General features: G+C 65.9%; 20 protein-coding genes. 16 read left to right on the top strand and 4 right to left on the bottom strand.

Going from position 1 to position 18,449, the window contains the following annotated elements:
- The first annotated feature begins 20 nt into the window (after positions 1-20).
- Genes rbfA through MKW15_RS07280 form a run of 3 tightly spaced genes read left to right on the top strand, consistent with a single transcriptional unit; the run spans position 21 to position 2,784 of the window.
- Entirely contained in the window at positions 21-470 is a 450-nt protein-coding gene (gene rbfA, locus MKW15_RS07270; protein ID WP_240856920.1) for a 30S ribosome-binding factor RbfA, read from the top strand.
- The gene (locus MKW15_RS07275; RefSeq protein ID WP_240856921.1) at positions 467-1,423 is read left to right on the top strand and encodes a DHH family phosphoesterase; all 957 of its coding nucleotides are present in this window, start codon (positions 467-469) and stop codon (positions 1,421-1,423) included. The genes rbfA and MKW15_RS07275 overlap by 4 nt, the downstream gene beginning before the upstream one ends.
- Positions 1,405-2,784 (top strand): MATE family efflux transporter, encoded by a 1,380-nt coding sequence (locus MKW15_RS07280; RefSeq protein ID WP_374246686.1) that lies wholly within the window; start codon positions 1,405-1,407, stop codon positions 2,782-2,784. The genes MKW15_RS07275 and MKW15_RS07280 overlap by 19 nt, the downstream gene beginning before the upstream one ends.
- On the opposite strand, the gene MKW15_RS07285 is transcribed toward MKW15_RS07280, so the two are convergent.
- Complete coding sequence (locus MKW15_RS07285) at positions 2,785-3,561, bottom strand: hypothetical protein (protein ID WP_240856922.1); 777 nt, start codon at positions 3,559-3,561, stop codon at positions 2,785-2,787. It lies immediately after the preceding gene.
- Positions 3,562-3,662: 101 nt separating this feature from the next.
- On the opposite strand from MKW15_RS07285, the gene MKW15_RS07290 reads away from it, so the two are divergent.
- Genes MKW15_RS07290 through truB form a run of 3 tightly spaced genes read left to right on the top strand, consistent with a single transcriptional unit; the run spans position 3,663 to position 6,182 of the window.
- Positions 3,663-4,628: a metallophosphoesterase family protein gene (locus MKW15_RS07290; protein WP_240857032.1), complete on the top strand. Its 966-nt coding sequence runs from the start codon at positions 3,663-3,665 to the stop codon at positions 4,626-4,628.
- The gene (locus MKW15_RS07295; RefSeq protein ID WP_240856923.1) at positions 4,625-5,281 is read left to right on the top strand and encodes a 4'-phosphopantetheinyl transferase family protein; all 657 of its coding nucleotides are present in this window, start codon (positions 4,625-4,627) and stop codon (positions 5,279-5,281) included. Before MKW15_RS07290 ends, MKW15_RS07295 begins: the two co-directional genes overlap by 4 nt.
- 1 nt (position 5,282) lies before the next feature.
- Positions 5,283-6,182, top strand: coding sequence for a tRNA pseudouridine(55) synthase TruB (gene truB, locus MKW15_RS07300; RefSeq protein WP_240856924.1), 900 nt, complete (start codon positions 5,283-5,285; stop codon positions 6,180-6,182).
- An 8-nt stretch (positions 6,183-6,190) separates the two neighbouring features.
- Here the strand turns inward: truB and MKW15_RS07305 are convergent, their stop codons facing one another.
- Complete coding sequence (locus MKW15_RS07305; RefSeq protein WP_240856925.1) at positions 6,191-6,481, bottom strand: YiaA/YiaB family inner membrane protein; 291 nt, start codon at positions 6,479-6,481, stop codon at positions 6,191-6,193.
- 209 nt (positions 6,482-6,690) lie between these two features.
- Between MKW15_RS07305 and MKW15_RS07310 the strand changes: the two genes are divergently transcribed.
- From MKW15_RS07310 to MKW15_RS07320, 3 genes are read left to right on the top strand one after another with little or no spacing between them, the layout of a single operon-like run.
- On the top strand, positions 6,691-7,629 hold the full coding sequence (locus MKW15_RS07310) for an oxygenase MpaB family protein (RefSeq protein WP_240856926.1): 939 nt from the start codon (positions 6,691-6,693) through the stop codon (positions 7,627-7,629).
- Between the two features lie 58 nt (positions 7,630-7,687).
- A complete protein-coding gene (locus MKW15_RS07315; RefSeq protein WP_374246688.1) occupies positions 7,688-7,879 on the top strand; it encodes a hypothetical protein in 192 nt (63 codons plus the stop codon).
- A gap of 58 nt (positions 7,880-7,937) precedes the next feature.
- Positions 7,938-8,129 (top strand): hypothetical protein, encoded by a 192-nt coding sequence (locus MKW15_RS07320; protein WP_240856927.1) that lies wholly within the window; start codon positions 7,938-7,940, stop codon positions 8,127-8,129.
- 514 nt (positions 8,130-8,643) lie between these two features.
- On the opposite strand, the gene MKW15_RS07325 is transcribed toward MKW15_RS07320, so the two are convergent.
- Positions 8,644-9,366 (bottom strand): metal-dependent transcriptional regulator, encoded by a 723-nt coding sequence (locus tag MKW15_RS07325; RefSeq protein WP_240856928.1) that lies wholly within the window; start codon positions 9,364-9,366, stop codon positions 8,644-8,646.
- Between the two features lie 167 nt (positions 9,367-9,533).
- Between MKW15_RS07325 and MKW15_RS07330 the strand changes: the two genes are divergently transcribed.
- The 5 genes from MKW15_RS07330 to MKW15_RS07350 all read left to right on the top strand — a co-directional run bounded on the left by MKW15_RS07330 (position 9,534) and on the right by MKW15_RS07350 (position 15,887).
- Positions 9,534-10,499 (top strand): bifunctional riboflavin kinase/FAD synthetase, encoded by a 966-nt coding sequence (locus tag MKW15_RS07330; protein ID WP_240856929.1) that lies wholly within the window; start codon positions 9,534-9,536, stop codon positions 10,497-10,499.
- Positions 10,500-10,612: 113 nt separating this feature from the next.
- Positions 10,613-10,882, top strand: a complete 270-nt coding sequence (rpsO, locus tag MKW15_RS07335; protein WP_240856930.1) for a 30S ribosomal protein S15 — start codon at positions 10,613-10,615, stop codon at positions 10,880-10,882.
- Between the two features lie 369 nt (positions 10,883-11,251).
- Positions 11,252-13,564: a polyribonucleotide nucleotidyltransferase gene (locus MKW15_RS07340; protein WP_240856931.1), complete on the top strand. Its 2,313-nt coding sequence runs from the start codon at positions 11,252-11,254 to the stop codon at positions 13,562-13,564.
- 76 nt (positions 13,565-13,640) lie between these two features.
- Positions 13,641-15,110, top strand: coding sequence for a putative nucleotidyltransferase substrate binding domain-containing protein (locus MKW15_RS07345; protein ID WP_240856932.1), 1,470 nt, complete (start codon positions 13,641-13,643; stop codon positions 15,108-15,110).
- 6 nt (positions 15,111-15,116) lie between these two features.
- A complete protein-coding gene (locus tag MKW15_RS07350) occupies positions 15,117-15,887 on the top strand; it encodes an NRDE family protein (protein WP_240856933.1) in 771 nt (256 codons plus the stop codon).
- On the opposite strand, the gene ald is transcribed toward MKW15_RS07350, so the two are convergent.
- Entirely contained in the window at positions 15,888-16,988 is a 1,101-nt protein-coding gene (ald, locus tag MKW15_RS07355; RefSeq protein WP_240856934.1) for an alanine dehydrogenase, read from the bottom strand.
- A gap of 163 nt (positions 16,989-17,151) precedes the next feature.
- On the opposite strand from ald, the gene MKW15_RS07360 reads away from it, so the two are divergent.
- Both MKW15_RS07360 and MKW15_RS07365 read left to right on the top strand, forming a co-directional pair.
- Positions 17,152-17,634, top strand: coding sequence for an Lrp/AsnC family transcriptional regulator (locus MKW15_RS07360; RefSeq protein WP_240856935.1), 483 nt, complete (start codon positions 17,152-17,154; stop codon positions 17,632-17,634).
- 58 nt (positions 17,635-17,692) lie between these two features.
- Positions 17,693-18,445: a carbon-nitrogen hydrolase family protein gene (locus MKW15_RS07365; RefSeq protein ID WP_240856936.1), complete on the top strand. Its 753-nt coding sequence runs from the start codon at positions 17,693-17,695 to the stop codon at positions 18,443-18,445.
- Positions 18,446-18,449: the final 4 nt, after the last annotated feature.

Genomic DNA, 18,449 nt, shown 5'->3' on the forward strand with positions numbered 1-18,449 from the left:
ACCGCGAGGGAGGACTGGAGATGGCTGACCCGGCACGGGCACAGCGCTTGGCCAAGCGGATCTCGTCGATCGTGGCGTCTGCGATCGCGCACGAGATCAAGGACCCGAGACTGGCTTACGTGACGATCACCGATGCGCGTGTATCGGGAGACCTGCATGACGCGACCCTGTACTACACGGTGATGGGCGAATCCCTGGACGTCGAACCCGATTTCGACGGTGCGGCGGCGGGGCTCGCGAAGGCGACCGGTGTCCTGCGGTCCAAGGTCGGTGCCGGAACCGGCGTTCGTTTCACGCCGACCCTGCGATTTGTCCTCGACACCGTGCCCGACGCGGCGCGGCAGATGGAGGAACTGGTCGCACGGGCGCGCGCCAACGATGAACTCGTCGCCCGGCAGGCGCGCGACGCCCGCCCGGCCGGCGATGCCGATCCGTACCGCACCCCCGACGAAGAGGGTACCCACGAGTGAGTCCTTCTTCGCCCGCGGAGATCGCCGCCGAACTCGCCGCAGCGAAGGCGGTGACGATCCTGTGTCACGTGCGCCCGGATGCCGACACGATCGGTAGCGGCCTGGCGCTCGGGCTCGCGCTCGACCGTCTGGGTGTCGAGGTCGAGGTCTCCTATCCCGGCGGCGAGCAGCTGCCGGCAGTCCTCGGTCGCCTGCCCGGCAGCAAGCTGCTCGTCGACGCCGTTGACGTGCACGGGCATCCGGTGACCGTGTCCGTGGACGCGGCCACGGCCGATCGGCTCGAGGCGCTGGAAGCGTCGTTCCGTGCGGCGGAGCGGTCGATCACGATCGACCATCACGCGTCGAATACGGGTTTCGGCGACCTCGACTTCATCGACCCGCACGCCGATTGCACGGCGCTGCTGGTGCTGCAGGTCCTCGACGAACTGCACGTCGAACTCGACGAGGACATCGCCACCTGCCTGTATGCAGGTCTGACGACCGACACCGGGTCGTTCAAGTGGGCTCGGCCGGAGTCGTTCCGGGTCGCGGCACGGCTGCTGGACATGGGTGTCGACGCCCGTAAGTGGAGCCGGGCTCTGTTCGACACGCACCCGTTCGTGTGGTTCACCATGATGTCGGAGGTGCTGGGGTCGGCTCGGCTGGAACCGGACGCCTGCAACGGCGAAGGTCTCGTGTACGCCGTGGTGGATCAGCAGGCGCTGGCCGGGATGAGCTGGTCGGAGTCCGAGAGCGTGATCGATATCGTGCGGACCGCCGGCGAGGCGGAGGTGGCCGCGGTGTTCAAGGAGATCGAGCCCGGGAAGTGGACGGTGTCGTTGCGCTCCAAGGACATCGTCGACCTCGTGCCGATTGCGCGCGCACACGGCGGTGGTGGTCATCGCCAGGCGTCCGGATACAGCGACGAGGGGACAGCCGCGGAAGTGGTCGCCCGATTGGTGACGTCGCTCTGACCGACATCGGCGACGCGGGCGTGCGGCGGATCGCCACATTGACGGTCTCGGCGCTGGCCGTGCTGATCGCGCCACCCCTCTACCTGCTGCTCGACCTGGCCGTTGTGGGACGACTCGGCGGTGACGAACTCGCCGCGCTGGCCGTGGCCACCCTGGTGCTCTCCATCATCAGTACCCAGCTCACGTTCCTGTCCTACGGAACGACTGCCCGATCGGCCCGACGATTCGGTGCGGGCGACCGTCCGGGCGCGATTGTCGAAGGTGTGCAAGCGAGTTGGATTGCACTCGGGGTCGGCGTCGCCATCGTCGCGGTTGCCTATCCGCTGGCTCCGATGGTGCTGCGAGCGCTGGTCGGCTCATCGTCGCCGGATGCCGCTGTCGTGGCCGACGACGCCGCCGGGTGGGTGCGGATCGCTGTCTTCGGCGTGCCACTGATCTTGCTGTCGATGGCGGGCAACGGATGGATGCGCGGCGTCCAGGACACCCGTCGCCCGGTGATCTACGTGGCGGTCGGGCTGTCGGTGGCCGCGGTACTCGTCGTCGGCCTGGTGCACGGCGTCGGACCCTTTCCGCGACTGGGTCTGCCCGGCAGCGCGGTGGCCAACGTCGTCGGCCAATCGCTGACCGGTCTACTGTTCACGGTCCGCATCGTGCGCGAGAGCATCGGCGGCACAACGGATTCCGCGTGGTCGGCGTTGCGGCCGCGGTGGCCGGTGATCGTCAAGCAATTGGTGATGGCCCGCGACCTGATCGTGCGCAGTCTCTCGTTCCAGATCTGCTTTCTGTCGGCCGCTGCGGTCGCCGCACGCTTCGGTGTCGCACAGGTCGCCGCTCACCAGTTGGTGTTGCAACTGTGGGAATTCATGTCGCTGTTCCTGGACTCGCTCGCGATCGCCGCCCAGGCGCTCGTCGGCGCGGCGCTCGGTGCCGGCAGTGTGCGGGCCGCCGGATCGGTCGCACGACGCGTGACCGTGGTATCGCTGGTCGCCGCCGGGCTTGCCGCCGGCGTGTTCGCGGCGGGGGCGTCGATCATTCCCCGCGTCTTCACCTCCGACGCCGCGATTCTCGACGCGATCGGCGTGCCGTGGTGGTTTTTCGTCGCGATGCTGCCGATTGCCGGCGTCGTGTTCGCGCTCGACGGCGTGCTGCTCGGCAGCGGCGACGCCGCGTTCCTGCGAACGGCGACGCTGGCCGGCGCACTGCTCGGATTCCTCCCGCTGATCTGGCTGTCGCTGGTGTTCGACTGGGGCCTGGCCGGCATCTGGTCGGGGCTGGTGGTGTTCATGCTGGTGCGTCTCGCCACGGTGGTCTGGCGCATCAGGTCCGGGCGGTGGCATCGCGTGGGTGCCGAGACCGCCTGATCACCAGGCGCCTGGTGGCCTGCGATCGTCGTAGCGGGTCTGCTGGTAGGCGGGCTGTTGATAGTGGGGGTCGAATGCCTGGGTGGGTTGCGACTGCCACTGGTTGGCCGGTGGCTGCGTCGTGCCTGGGCCGTCGGACGATCGGCCGAACAGACGGAACGCGTCGACCACACAGAAAATGAGAATGCCACCGACCACGACGGCCAAGTCGACCGCGGACTGCTGGTAGAAAACAGCCGGAGCGTCTGCCGTCCAGTCGATCTTCGGTATCTGCCACGCAGCAACGGCGATGAGCGGACCGACGATCAAGATGCCGAGGAACGCGAATCCGCTGCGTCGACGGGCAATGGTCCACCCGAAGATGCATCCGCAGTAGAGCGCCGCATAGATCGACCTCGCCACCCACGGTTCGATGCGGGCCAGGTCATCAGCACTGAGATCGAGGTCGACGAAGAGCCAGCGGTGGAAGGTCGGACTGACCAGCACGAGGTAGGCCGCGCCGAAGATCATCGCGACCACGGCGGACAGAATGCGCTGGGCGACCTTGCGGCCCCAGATCAGCAGGACGAGGACGAAGGCGACCCAGAAGCCGGCTTCGACGAACCAGAAACCCCAGTCGGGCGCCGGTTCCATCTCGCTGACCACCTGCAGTCCGAGTGCGTATCCCATGAAGAGTGCGACCAGCAGGATCGTGCTGATGATCCCGCGCACCAGCCACGGGCCGCGATCAGAAAAACCAGGCTTGGGCGTCGGCGGACGCCAGGTCGGGTCGCTCACGCCGTAGGACACCGGTGAAGTTTCTCACGTCGGCCCCTCGGATGCGGATCGATGCGTGCGGAGCGGCGTCGGTACCACTCGGTCTGGCACGATGGATCCTTGTGGCAACTCTGTGGGCGATCAGCGATCTGCACGTCGCGCATCGGGGTAACGAGCACATCGTCGACCAGATCCGGCCGTCCTCACCCGACGACTGGCTGATCGTCGCCGGCGATGTGGCCGAGCGCACCGACGACATCGTCGACACCCTCCGCCGTCTGCGCACCCGTTTCCACACCGTCGTGTGGGTGCCCGGTAATCACGAGCTCTACACGACTGCCAAAGATCCGCTCCAGGTGTTCGGCGTGGCCCGCTACGACTACCTCGTGCAGGCGTGCCGCGACCTCGGCGTCGTGACACCCGAGGACATCTACCCGCTGTTCGACCCGGGCGACGGGACGCCACCGGTGCGGGTGGTGCCGATGTTCCTGCTCTACGACTACACCTTCCGGCCCGAGGGCACCGCGAACAAACTCACCGCTCTCGCTCTGGCGCGCGAGCGCAACGTGGTGGCCACCGACGAGTTCCTACTATCGCCGGAACCGTTCCCGACGCGCGACGCATGGGGACGTGCCCGCGTCGAGGCGACGCGCACGCGGCTCGAAGCGCTCGACCCCACCGAGAAGACGGTCCTCATCAACCACTGGCCGCTGCGCCGCGAACCCACCGACGCCCTGATGTACCCAGAATTCGCGCTGTGGTGCGGCAGTGAACTGACCGCGGACTGGCATACCCTCTTCAATGCGGCCTGCTGCGTCTACGGGCACCTGCACATCCCGCGGACCACGTGGTACGACGACATCCGGTTCGAAGAGGTGTCCGTCGGCTACCCACGCGAATGGAAGCGTCGGGGGCTGCCGCAACCGTTGCTGCGCAAGATCATCCCCGACGAGGGACTGCGGCCCGAAGACCTTCCCGAGCACGGTGCCCGGTTCGAACTCCCACCCGACTATGCTGAGCGCGCCGCCGAGTTCCGGCGGCGGATCGAGGAGCGGCGCGCACGACGAGCAGGGAGTCAGTATTCGTGATCGAACGATTGGTGCCCGCGGGAGTCGCGTCCGCCGAGGCCTTCTCGGATCCGCCCGGACTCGAACCGTTGCCGGCCGAACGCAGTCTCGTAGCCAAGGCGGTCGACAAGCGTCGTCGTGAATTCACCACCGCGCGCCATTGCGCCCGACAGGCGTTGGGCCAGTTGGGCTTCGGTCCGGAGCCGATTCTGCGCGGAGACAAGGGATCGCCGGTGTGGCCGTCGGGCGTGGTCGGCAGTCTGACCCACTGCGATGGATATCGTGGTGCGGTGGTTGCCTATTCGATGCAGGTCCGATCGCTCGGGATCGACGCCGAACCCCATGATCGACTGCCCGACGGCGTGCTCGATCACACGAGTCTCCCCGAGGAACGTGCGGTGCTCGCCACGCGATCGTCGGACCTCCACTGGGACCGATTGTTGTTCTGCGCCAAGGAGGCCACCTACAAGGCATGGTTTCCGGTGACCGGACGCTGGCTCGGTTTCGAGGATGCGCACATCACGTTCGAACAGGCCGACGCGACGTCGGGCACCTTCCGAACACGCATTCTCATCGACCCCGCCGCGGCGGACGGGGGAACGCCGTTGCTGGAACTTCCGGGTCGGTGGCTGATCGACGATGGCCTCATCATGACCTCGATCGCGCTGGTGTGACATGGCGGACGCATCGATCGAGAACGCCGGTTTGCTTATCGTCGACAAGGCGGCGGGCATCACCAGCCACGATGTGGTCTCGCGCTGCCGCAAGATCTTCAACACTCGACGCGTGGGACACGCGGGCACCCTCGACCCGATGGCCACCGGCGTTCTCGTCATCGGAATCGAGCGTGCGACAAAGCTTCTCGGCCTGCTGTCGCTGACCACCAAGTCGTACGCCGCGACCATCCGGCTGGGTGCGGCCACCACCACCGACGACCGCGAGGGTGAGGTCATCTCCTCGGCAGACGCCTCATCGGTGACCGACGGCGAGATCACGGCACAGATCGCCACCTTGACCGGCGATATCCAGCAGGTGCCGGCCAAGGTCAGTGCGATCAAGGTCGACGGTCGGCGCGCCCACGCCCTGGTACGCACGGGTGCCGACTTCGATCTCGCCCCCCGCCCGGTGACCGTCTCGCGTTTCGAGGTCGTCGAGATCCGGCGTGAGGGCGAGTTCATCGACCTCGATGTCGTGGTCGACTGCTCCGCGGGTACCTACATCCGTTCACTGGCAAGGGATCTGGGCGTTGCGCTCGGCGTCGGCGGGCATCTGACAGCACTACGACGGACGGCCGTCGGACCGTTCACGCTGGATCATGCGTTGACTCTCGAGCAGGTCGCCGAGCGACCGCACGTCAGCCTCGACATCGACGAGGCGGTCAAGATCTCGTTCCCGCGCCGCGACATCGACAACGACGAGGCGGAGTCGATCAGTCAGGGCCGCTGGCTGGATCCGATTGGCATCAAGGGTGTCTACGTGGTCGTCGACCCCGCACAACGGGCCATCGCGCTTGTCCAGGAGAAAGGTCGCCGGGCGAGTTCGGTGATGGTGGTGCGCCCGGCGACCCTGCGCTGACCAGGCGTTCAGGCGACGCCCTTGAAAGGGTCGTGCTCGGCGATGAGTTTCTCGACGCGGGCCCCATCGAGGCGGGCGCGGACACTGGTCTGCTCCTGACGATCCCGGACCACCTTCGCGAGGGTGAATGTGCTGGAGGTCAGGAACAGCAGGGTGATCGCGAGGAAGCCGCGTTGCCACGCGTCGAGAGGGAGATAGGCGATGCCGATGATCGAGGCGCCGAGGCTGACGCCGAACGCGATGGCGGCCTGAATGTAGTAGGCGGTGGTCGTCGCGGACTGAGGAATCTCATTGGTCATGACAGAAACTGTCGCCCGTCCGGATCGTCGCTGCATGCGTGCTTCTACTCAGGCCGGCTGAGTACATGCGTCCGAGTACTCCCTCGGGACCAATGGCCCCAATTGCGCATCCGATCGTCGGAACTGCTTGACAGTAGCCCTGAACAGGCGCACGTTGGTCTGACTACACCAGTATTCAGATTGTTTTGCACGCAACGATGGGGGTCGAGATGACAAGCGTGGCACGCAGACCAGGGGGCAGTAGGTATCTGCCCGACCTCACGACCGCGACAGAGCATCTCTCTGTGGAGCAGACCCGGATCACGGTCAGAACACCGCAGCGTCGCGCTGACGAGTACTTTGTGCGTGGCCACCTGGAAGACGCGTTCGACTTTTGGGCCGCAGCCGGTTCGGCGGCCAACGTCGCCATGCAACTCGGCTGGCCGGAGGTCGCCTACGGCGTGATGGAGTCCAAGGTCGAGTCGGGCGCGTTGATGAAGCATCCGTGGAAGCGATTGCGAACCACCGAACAGTATCTGGCGGTGGCCATCCTGGGGACCGACGAAGAACGAGCGGCCTACGCAGAGGCGATCAACTGGGCCCATCGGCAGGTCCGGAGCACCGAGTCGTCGCCGGTCAAGTACAACGCCTTCGATCGTGAACTCCAGATGTGGGTCGCAGCATGCCTGTTCATCGGTTTCGAGGACACTCACCAGTTGCTGCACGGTCGCATGGATCCGGAGCAGGCCGAGAAGTTCTATCAGAGTGCACGTCCGCTGGCCACGACGTTGCAGGTGACCGACGACATGTGGCCGGCAACCCGCGCAGACTTCGACCACTACTGGAACGTTGCGTGCGAGCGGATCAGCTACGACGAGCAGCAGGCGAAATTCATCAACGACCTCGTCGACCTTCGCATGATCAATCCGCTACTCGGCCTGCCGTTACGTGGGCTGCTTCGGTTCCTGACGATAGGTTCGCTGCCACCCCTGTTCCGCGAGAAGCTGGGCTTCCGCTGGCGGCCGATCGATCAGCGACGCTACGACAACCTCTTCCTGTTCGTCGGTTTCGTCAATCGCTTTCTGCCGCGACCACTTCGGTTCGGCGGCTTCTACATCGTGATGCGCGACCTGCGTCGCCGGATTCGCAAAGGAAAGCCTCTTGTCTGATACCCGGACGACGCCGACCTCGTTGTGGGGCTACGTCAGTCGCGTCCTCGACCACGAGATGAAGGTGTCGGAATTCATCGGCGCCCTGATCCTGATCGGCATTCCCTACTTCATCGTCGGCGTCATCTGGACCGTGACCCATACGTCGCATCTGTCGGACGTCGACAGCACCACCGACAAGGTGATCTCCTTCCTCGGTTCCATCGTGTGCTGGCCCGTTCTGACGTTCTCTAACGTCACGATGACATGACGATCGGGGACATGGCCGTCGGGGACATGACCATCGGGGATCTGAAAGGCGTTGCAACATGATGACTTTGGTGCGGTTGATCGACATCTTCGTCGAGTTCGTGAAGATCCTCATCGGCCAGAGTGGTAACGCGGTGGCCCGTGTGCTGGCCTGGCTCGTGGTGCTCGCCGCGGTCGTGGCGGTCGTCTGGCTGATCGCCTGGGGAGTGTCGATGATCCCGACGTGGGTCGACGCGCTCAACGGGAGCTGATCCGACGAGTTCGGTGACAGCCCTCTGAACTGGGGAAATGCAGCGTGTCAAGGAGGTGCCGAGGACACCATGTGTTCGGTGGAGAATCTGTGCTGTACGCAGTTGAGCCGACGCGACACAGGGTGTGGCTCTTCGAGCTGCGAGAACTCGAGTTGAGTTGGAGAACGCGAGTGCTGCAACACCTTCGTTCTCCAATTCGGCACCGGTTGTCGCGGTGCCCCTCGCGCCGAAGCTCCGGCCCGCATGGCGGCCGCGTTCTTCCCACCTCAAGGCCGACTGGCCAACGTCGTAGCAGAAGGTGTCACCCAGAGGGTACGTTCTACTACAACGTTTTCCACGGTCCCACCGTTGCTGCCATGTGGGCGCGCCGACTTCTGTGCTCGACGACGATGTTCCCAGTCCGAGGACTGCGCTGCGACAGGGACCTCGTTTCTGTCCAGAGACCTTCGGAACTGCCGACGGTCCCTGACCACAAGTGAGGTCTTTGTGATGGTGGTCCGCGACGGCCGCCGAATCAGTGATCGGCGAGATAGATGGCTCGCGCGGCGATGTCGCCGAGATCGAGGTGTCCGTCGCCGTCGACCGAGATGGTGATGGTGCCCGCGAACGGTCGCTTCTCGGCGACGGTGAGAACGCTGTCGAGCGCCACCCCGACCTCGTCGAAGTAGCGGAGCATCTCCGGGTCGTCGTCGGAAATCCTTGCCACCGTGCCGGATTCGCCGGATTCCAGGTCGGACAGGAGGCGCAGGTCTGGACTGGGCACCGAGCCGTCGAGGGCCGGGATCGGATCGCCGTGCGGATCCCGGTCGGGGTGGCCGAGTTTCGCGTCGAGCCGAGCCATGAGTCGATCGGACACGGCGTGCTCCAGAACCTCGGCCTCGTCGTGGACCTCGTCCCAGCCGTAGCCGAGTTCGCGCACCAGAAATGTCTCGAGCAACCGATGACGGCGCACCATCAGGATCGCCGCGGTCCGGCCTTCCTCCGTCAGCGTGACCGCGCCGTAGCGTTCATGCGAAACCAGGCCCTGGTCGGCGAGTTTGCGGATCGCCTCCGACGCCGTCGAGGGGGAGACCGCGAGTTTCTCGGCGAGCATCTTGGTGGTCACCTTGACGTCGGCCCACTCCTGGGTCGTCCAGATGATCTTGAGGTAATCCTGCGTGACCGACGACAGCTCGGTCACCGGTCGCTCGGTGGCCGCCGGTTTCGTTCGCGGTGTGGACGCGCGGGAATTCGGCATGCCTTGACTCTATCGTTCCCGACGGGCACACAGCCCAGTCAACAGGCGGTGGCGTCAGGGTGGTGGGCGCCGATGTCCGACATCGTGATGGATTGCGGGCGAACTGTTTGCCAACGGCGTCGGGCTGTCGGTGGTTTGCAGACCGTCGTGGTCGTAGGCTGGTGCGCGTGTTGCGATGGCGAGGTCTCGACGACATCCCTGCGGATTGGGGGAGATGCGTGGTCACCATCGGTGTCTTCGATGGAGTGCACCGCGGTCACGCTCAATTGATCAGTGCGGCGACGACAGCCGCGCGCGAGCGTGGTGTGCCGTCGGTGCTGATGACGTTCGATCCGCATCCGGCCGAGGTGGTCCGGCCAGGTTCGCATCCGCCGCAACTGACGACGCTGACCCGCCGGGCCGAACTCGCCGAGGAACTCGGCATCGACGTCTTCTGTGTGATGCCGTTCACGCCGGAGCTGGCGTCGCGCTCTCCGAAGGACTTCGCCCACGATGTGCTGGTCGAGAGTCTGCACGCGGCCGACGTCGTGGTCGGTGCCAACTTCACGTTCGGCAAGAAGGCCGCGGGTGATGTTGCGAAGCTGACCGAACTCGGGGCGAAGTTCGGGTTCGAGGTGCAGGCGATCTCGTTGTTCGGTGAGCATGCCGTCACCTTCAGCTCCACCTACATCCGGTCGTGTGTTGCGGCCGGCGATGTCGACGCCGCCGCCGAGGCGCTCGGGCGGCCGCATCGCGTCGAGGGTGTGGTTGTTCGTGGTGACGGACGCGGTCGTGAATTGGGTTTTCCGACAGCCAATGTCGCGCCTCCCATGTACGCGGCGATCCCGGCCGATGGTGTCTACGCAGCGTGGTTCACGGTTCTCGGCGCCGGACCCGTGGTGGGTCAGGTGGCGCCGGGGGAGCGTTATCAGGCAGCCGTGTCGGTGGGTACCAATCCCACGTTCTCGGGCCGCACCAGGACGGTGGAGGCCTTCGTCCTCGACGCGTCTGCCGATCTGTACGGACAGCACGTCGCCGTGGACTTCGTCAGCCGCATCCGCGCGATGGAGGCCTACTCCAGCGTCGACGCGCTCATCGATGCGATCGCCGCCGACGTCGACAAGACCCGGGCGATCCTGACCGCCGAGCAGTGACGATTTGGGTGCCCGCGGTTGCCGCTGGTAGCCTGGTCAATCGGCGTTGCTGCAGTCCGCGGCGGCACGTCAGGAGTTTGCGAACGCGGCACTGAGAAGTTCAGGAGAACACCATGGCACTGACTGCTGCCGAGAAGAAGACCATCCTCACCGAGTACGGCCTCCACGAGACCGACACCGGTTCCCCCGAGGCGCAGGTCGCGATGCTGACCAAGCGTATCACCGACCTCACCGAGCACCTCAAGCAGCACAAGCACGACCACCACAGCCGTCGTGGCCTGCTGCTGCTGGTCGGCCGTCGCCGCCGTCTGCTCAAGTACGTCGCCAAGGTCGACATCGAGCGCTACCGCTCGCTGATCGAGCGCCTCGGCCTGCGTCGCTGAGACCACATTTTTCGCACACCGGCCGCGTTTCCCGACCTCGGAGACGCGGCCGGTTTGTACTGTCAGGACCTGTGACCGCGCGATGATAAACTGACAGATGGATCGTTGCCGTGCAGTCCTACGGGCGTGACGACGAATGAAGATCGGTCCTCGGTAGTGGCCGCCGGAACCCAGATTGTTCCGGCCGCTTCGATCGATGGCCGTCTGAGCATTCACTCCGGCCGTCGACTCACATGGCACGTTCCGGGCTGGTTTTCGCGTGCGCGAGTACGTGTACGTGACCTGCCCATATCCGCATAAACAGGCCGCCCGATGCGGCCATCACCACGGCCGCACGATGCGGCCGTCACGAAGGGATCTACACCCCACATGACAGATGTGACCACCACCGAAGGTCTCGAAGACTACGACGAGGCCATCACCGAAGCCACCGCCATCATCGACAATGGCAGCTTCGGTACCCGCACCATCCGTTTCGAGACCGGGCGTCTCGCCCTGCAGGCCGCCGGTTCGGTGACCGCTTACCTCGACGACGAGAACATGCTGCTGTCGACGACCACGGCGTCGAAGCACCCGAAGGAGCACTTCGACTTCTTCCCCCTGACCGTGGACGTCGAGGAGCGGATGTATGCCGCCGGACGTATCCCCGGATCGTTCTTCCGCCGCGAAGGCCGCCCGTCGACCGACGCGATCCTCACCTGCCGCCTGATCGACCGCCCGCTGCGCCCGTCCTTCGTCGACGGTCTGCGTAACGAGATCCAGGTCGTCGTCACGGTGATGAGCCTGAACCCGAATGACCTCTACGACGTCGTCGCGATCAACGCGGCGTCGGCCTCCACCCAGCTCGCGGGCCTGCCGTTCTCCGGTCCGGTCGGCGGCGTGCGCGTCGCGCTCATCCCCACGGAAGAGAACAAGGCCGGCCAGTGGGTCGCGTTCCCGACCGTCGAACAGCTCGAAGGCGCCGTCTTCGACATGGTCGTCGCCGGACGCATCGTGGGCGGTGAAGGCGATTCGGACGCCGGGAGCGGAGCGAGCGGGTCCATTGATACCGCCGACGTCGCGATCATGATGGTCGAGGCCGAGGCCACCGAAAACGTCATCGACATCATCGCCGGCGGCGCGCAGGCCCCGACCGAGGCGATCGTCGCCGAGGGTCTCGAGGCTGCCAAGCCGTTCATCGCGCGTCTGTGCGAGGCGCAGAAGTCGCTGGCCGCCGCTGCGGCCAAGGAGACCGGCGAGTTCCCGCTGTTCCCGCCGTACGCACAGGATGCCTACGACGCCGTCGAAGGTGCCGCCAAGGACCGCCTGTCGGAGATCCTCACGATCCCCGGCAAGCAGGAGCGCGACGAGAAGACCGACGAGCTCAAGGACGACATCCTCGGACAGCTCGGCGAGCAGTTCGAGGGCCGCGAGAAGGAGATCGGCGCGGCCTACCGCTCGGTCACCAAGAAGCTGGTGCGCCAGCGCATCCTGACCGACCACTTCCGCATCGACGGTCGCGGCATCACCGACATCCGGTCGCTGTCGGCCGAGGTCGCCGTGATCCCGCGTGCGCACGGAAGCGCCCTGTTCGAGCGTGGCGAGACCCAGATCCTGGGCGTCACCACCCTCGACATGGTCAAGATGGCGCAGCAGATCGACTCGCTCGGACCCGAGACGTCCAAGCGCTACATGCACCACTACAACTTCCCGCCGTATTCGACCGGTGAGACCGGTCGTGTGGGATCGCCGAAGCGTCGCGAGATCGGCCACGGCGCGCTCGCCGAGCGTGCCCTGTCGCCGGTCATCCCGAGCGTCGAGGACTTCCCATACGCGATCCGTCAGGTGTCCGAGGCGCTCGGCTCCAACGGTTCGACCTCGATGGGTTCGGTGTGTGCGTCGACCATGTCGCTGCTCAATGCCGGTGTGCCGCTGCGCGCCCCGGTGGCCGGTATCGCGATGGGTCTCGTGAGTGACACCGTCGACGGGGAGACCCGCTACGTCGCCCTCACCGACATCCTCGGCGCCGAAGATGCCTTCGGCGACATGGACTTCAAGGTCGCCGGCACCAAGGACTTCGTCACCGCCCTGCAGCTCGACACCAAGCTCGACGGCATTCCGTCGCAGGTGCTCGCGGGTGCGCTCAGCCAGGCCAAGGACGCCCGGCTGACCATCCTGGACGTGATGGCCGAGGCCATCGACGAGCCCGACGAGATGAGCCCGTACGCGCCGCGCATCACCACCGTGAAGATCCCGATGGACAAGATCGGTGAGCTGATCGGCCCCAAGGGCAAGACGATCAACGGCATCACCGAGGAGACCGGCGCCAACATCTCCATCGAGGACGACGGCACCGTGTTCGTCGGTGCCACCGACGGACCGTCGGCGCAGGCTGCGATCGATCGCATCAACGCGATCGCCAACCCGCAGCTGCCGAAGGTGGGCGAGCGCTTCCTGGGCACGGTCGTCAAGACCACCGCCTTCGGTGCGTTCGTGTCGTTGCTCCCGGGTCGCGATGGCCTGGTGCACATCTCCAAGCTCGGCAAGGGCAAGCGGATCAACAAGGTCGAGGACGTCGTGAACGTCGGCTCCAAGCTCCGTGTGGAGATCGCCGACATCGACGACCGCGGCAAGATCAGCCTGGTCCCGGTCGACGAGAGCAAGGACGAGGCTCCGGCCGAGGCGGCCACCGCCGACGCCTGATCGTTGCGCGTCTGATCTGAGGCGGCCCGCCATCCGGTGACCCGGGTGGCGGGCCGTTTCTCCTAGTATTTCGGGTATGGACAGGAGTGTCGACAAGCTGACGGTCGCTCGGCGGCGCGATGCCGTCGATGCGGTCGGTGGCACGGTGGCCGAGCTGATCCACACACCGCCGGTCGTCGGTACGCCCGACCTCACTGTCCGCGACGCGGCATCGCTGATGACCGATCGTGGCCAGGACTACATGGTGGTGCCGCTCGACGACGGTCGGCACGGACTGCTGACCGACGCCGACATCCGTGTGCGGGTGGTCGCGGAAGGGCGCAGCCTCGACACCCCCCTCGTCGAGGTGCTCGACACCGCTGCCCTCGTCGTACCGCACGACACGCCGTCGGTCGAGGCACTGACCGAATTGCTGGAACGCAATCTGGCGGTGATCCCGGTGGTGGATGCCGCGGGTGTCGTGATCGGGGTGGTCGCACCGTCGGATTTCGTTGCGGCACCGGCCGGTACGGGGATGACGCTGCGTGGACAGATCGCGCGCGCGACCACCGCCGCGGATGTGGCCGGGCACGCGCGCCGAACGCCGCAGCTCGTAGCCGACCTCGTGCGTCGTGGGCGGCCGGTGCACGAGATCACCCGGGTGCTGTCCTTCATCAACGACACCATCGTGCGTCGCGGCCTCGAACTTGTCCTCGCCGACGACCCGGCGGTGAACGCCAAAGCGCTGACCTGGTTGTCGCTGGGCAGCAATGCGCGCCGTGAACCGGTGCTCAGTTCGGATGTGGATTCTGCTGTGTCGCTCGCAGATTCAGTGTCCGACGACGAGGTGGCCGGCTACCGCGCGGCGTTCGGGCGTCTCGACGACGTGTTGCGTGACGCCGGGATGCGTATCGACACCAACGGTGCGCTGGCGTCGATGCCGCTGTTCACCCGCACGCACACACAGTGGCGGACGGCGGCGGTCGGCTGGATCGACGATCCGCTGGAGAACAAGGGCATGATCTTCACGTCGCTGATGCTCGATGCCCGCGCGATCTGGGGTGCATCCGGTCCGGGCGCCGCGGGCGAGATGCTGAGTGATCTGCGTTCACACCCGCGCACCCTGAGTCTTCTGCTACAGGAATCGCTGGCCACCAAGGCGCGGATGCGGTCGATCCGAGATGTGTTGACGCGCAACGACACCTTCGACATCAAGCACCACGCCCTGACGCCGGTGGTCAACATCGCACGGTGGGCTGCATTGAGCGTCGGGTCGAGTGCGTTGGACACCCGGTCGCGATTGGTGGCCGCGTCGGGCAGCGAAATGCTCTCCGACGATCAGGCCGGCACTCTCATCGAGGTGTTCGATGTGCTGCAACGTGTCCGGTTGACGTATCAGGTGGCGCAGTTCGATCAGGGTGAGCAGGTCACCGACGAACTGTCGATGCGGCGGCTTTCCCCATTGGATCGGAGCCTGGTCGCGCAAGCCGTGCGGGAGATCGCCGGTGCCCAACGACGTTTGGCGAACATGAGTCAGTACGTTCCGATCGGTGAGCAGAGCGACTGAGTTCCCATGTGTCTGATCTTGTTCGCCTGGAACGCCCACCCGCGGTATCGACTTGTCGTCGCGGCGAATCGCGATGAGTTCCACCGGCGTCGGACGCGGGCCCTGGCTCGATGGTCGGATTTGCCGGTGATCGGCGGACGTGACGTGTTGGCCGGCGGCACCTGGATGGGCATCCACGCCGAAACTCCTGCGCGCGCAGCGATGGTCACCAATGTCCGCGTCGGGCCGGCGAAGCGGTTGGGTGTGCGTTCGCGTGGGGAGTTGCCGGTGGACTTCCTGCTCGGGGCCGGTACGCCCGAATCCTTTGCTCTCGCTGCACGCGCCGACGCGGCCGACTTCGATCCGGTCAACCTGCTCGTTGCCGACGAAGCGCAGATGTGGTGGATGACCAATCGCCCAGAACCGAGGGCCGAGCGCGTGTCGGACGGAGTACACGGTCTGTCGAACGGCGCGTTGGACAGCGACTGGCCGAAGGTGACCGACGGCGCCGCGGCGATGGCCGTTCTGGTGCAGGCGGATTCGGGTGCGGAATCCTCTGTTGAACCCTATCTCGAATTGCTCGCCGATCAGCGCCGTCCGGACAAGGCACGATTGCCGGATACCGGCGTACCCAAGGCGTTCGAGGCCGACCTGTCACCGATTTTCGTCAACATGCCCGGCTACGGCACCCGCGCGTCGACCGTGCTGCGTGTCGGATACGACGGTCACGGCGACATCACCGAACGACGCTACGGCTGGCGCGGCCGACAACGAGGAACGACGACTGTGCGCTTCTGACTATGCGTTTGCGACGGGGATGTCCAGTGCCGCACCGACTTCTGGTGAGTACAGCTCTCCCGCATGCGTGCTGAGTCCGGCGGCCAGGGTGGCGTCGGACCGGCAGGCCTGCTCCCAGCCCTGATCGGCGAGGCGCAAGACGTAGGGGAGGGTTGCGCCGATGAGCGCCTGCGTCGAGGTGCGTGCCACGGTGCCGGGCATGTTGGCCACACAGTAGAAGACGGTGTCGTGGACGGAGAAGGTCGGGTCGTCGTGCGTGGTGGGACGCGAGTCCTCGAAGCAGCCGCCCTGGTCGATCGCGATGTCGACCAGCACCGCGCCCGGCTTCATCCGCGCCACCAGTGAGTTCGGGACGAGGACAGGGGCTTTGGCGCCCGGCACCAGGACCGCGCCGATGACGAGGTCGGCGGTCACGATGGCCTCCGACAGCGCGAGCGACGTGCTGTAGCGGGTGTGTACGCGTCCGCCGAATCGGGCGTCGACAGCGCGGAGCTTGGTGATGTCGAGGTCGAAGACGGTGACCTGCGCACCCATGCCAACCGCGATGGTCGCCGCGTTCACGCCGCTGACGCCACCGCCGATGATGACGACCTGCGCGGGTTCGGTGCCGGGCACGCCACCCATGAGAACGCCGCGTCCGCCCTCAGATCGCATGAGGTGATAGGCGCCGACCTGTGGCGCCAGACGCCCGGCGACCTCACTCATCGGTGCGAGCAGCGGCAGCGAGCCGTCGGCAGCACGGACCGTCTCGTAGGCGATCGCGGTGGTACCCGACGACAGCAGTGCGTCGGTGCAGGCCCGGCTCGCCGCGAGGTGGAGGTAGGTGAACAGGGTCTGGTCGGCACGCATGAGGCCGTACTCGGCCTCGATGGGCTCCTTGACCTTGAGGAGGAGATCGGCCTGCTCCCACACCTCGGCAGCGGTCCCGAGGATCTGGGCACCGGCGGCTTTGAAGTCGCGGTCGTCGATGGCCGAGCCTTCACCGGCGCCGGCTTGCACCACGACCTCGTGGCCATGACGGTGCAGTTCGGCGACACCTGCGGGGGTCGCGGCGACGCGGTACTCGTTGTTCTTGATCTCGGTGGGGATTCCGACGCGCATGATGTCTCCGATTCGTCGTGTTGGTGCTTCGGGCTGTTTCGGGGAACGCTCGTCGCTGAACGTGTAACCAGACTGAAGGAACATCGGAATCAGTACAATATTGATGTAGAAAATTCTCACAGATGTGGAAGCTACTGAAGATTAGCTAGTTGAGGAGGTTCTGGTGCCCCCGGTTTCGAAGGATGTTCAGCCTGCCGAACTCGACGCGACCGACCGCGCGCTGCTGCGCCTTCTGCAGGCCGATGCGCGCATGCCCAACAACGAGCTCGCCCAGCGGGTCGGCATCGCCCCGTCCACCTGCCACGGCCGGGTCCGGCGCCTCATCGACAGCGGGGTGATCCGAGGATTCTTCGCCGACGTCGACCCGGCGGCGGTCGGCCGTCCGCTGCGCGCCATGGTCGCAGTGAGCCTGCAATCGGATGCCCGGGGGCAGATCCGCCGATTCGTCGGCGAGATCGCCACCCACGACGAGGTGATCGACGTGTTCTTCCTCGCCGGCACCGACGACTACCTACTCCACGTCGCCACCGCCGACACCGAGACGCTGCGGCAGTTCGTCGAGATGCTCAACGGCCGACGTGAGGTCGCGGGCACCACCACGTCACTCGTCTTCGACCATCGCCGTGGTGGCGCGCCGATCTACTGAACGTTCCGCGGAACGCGGTTGTGCGGTGACACAGTGACAAGTCGGCGATACTTCTGCAATGACTGGAGCAGCGAGCATCCTTCGCGTCGCTGCCGGGCAGCCCGCACTTGTCGGGGATCTGGATTCAACAGTGGCGGCGCATGCAGCGATGATCCGTGCGGCCGCATCAGATCTGATCGTCTTTCCGGAACTGTCGCTCACCGGGTATCGCTTCGATGCCGCACTTGTGGACGTGTTGCGTGATCGTGCAGTCCTGCGGCCGCTGATCGACGCGTGCGCCGACGTGCACGGGATCGCGTTGGTCGGCGCGCCAGTCGGTGGCCCGTCGATAGCCACTGTGCAGGTCGACGCGGATGGGCTGCGGATCGCTTACCGAAAGGTCAATCTGGGTGCCGGGGAGGCGCAGCACTTTCAGCGGGGTGCTGGGCCGGCCGTGATCGACGTGCACGGATGGCGTGTCGGACTGGCGATCTGCCGAGACACCGGTATCGAACAGCACACCCGAGAACTGACTGCGTTGGGCATCGATGTCTATGCGTGCGGTGTCGTGCACCACCGAAACGAGCTCGACGAGCAAGAACGTCGGGCGCAGCACATCGCGACGTCGGCAAAGGTGCCGGTGGTGTTGGCGAGCTTCGCCGGTCCGACCGGGGAGGGCTACGCCGACACCGCCGGGCAATCGTCGATCTGGGCTGAAGATGGATCGGTCATCGGCCGGGCGGGTGAGGAGCCCGGCGAGTTCACAACAGCAATCCTCCGCCGTCAGGTGCCCGCCGACCGTCGGACCCATCGGTCTCGATCACTACACTGACTTG

Origin of the sequence: Gordonia gummivorans (assembly GCF_022513585.1) — a bacterium.
Lineage (GTDB): Bacteria > Actinomycetota > Actinomycetes > Mycobacteriales > Mycobacteriaceae > Gordonia.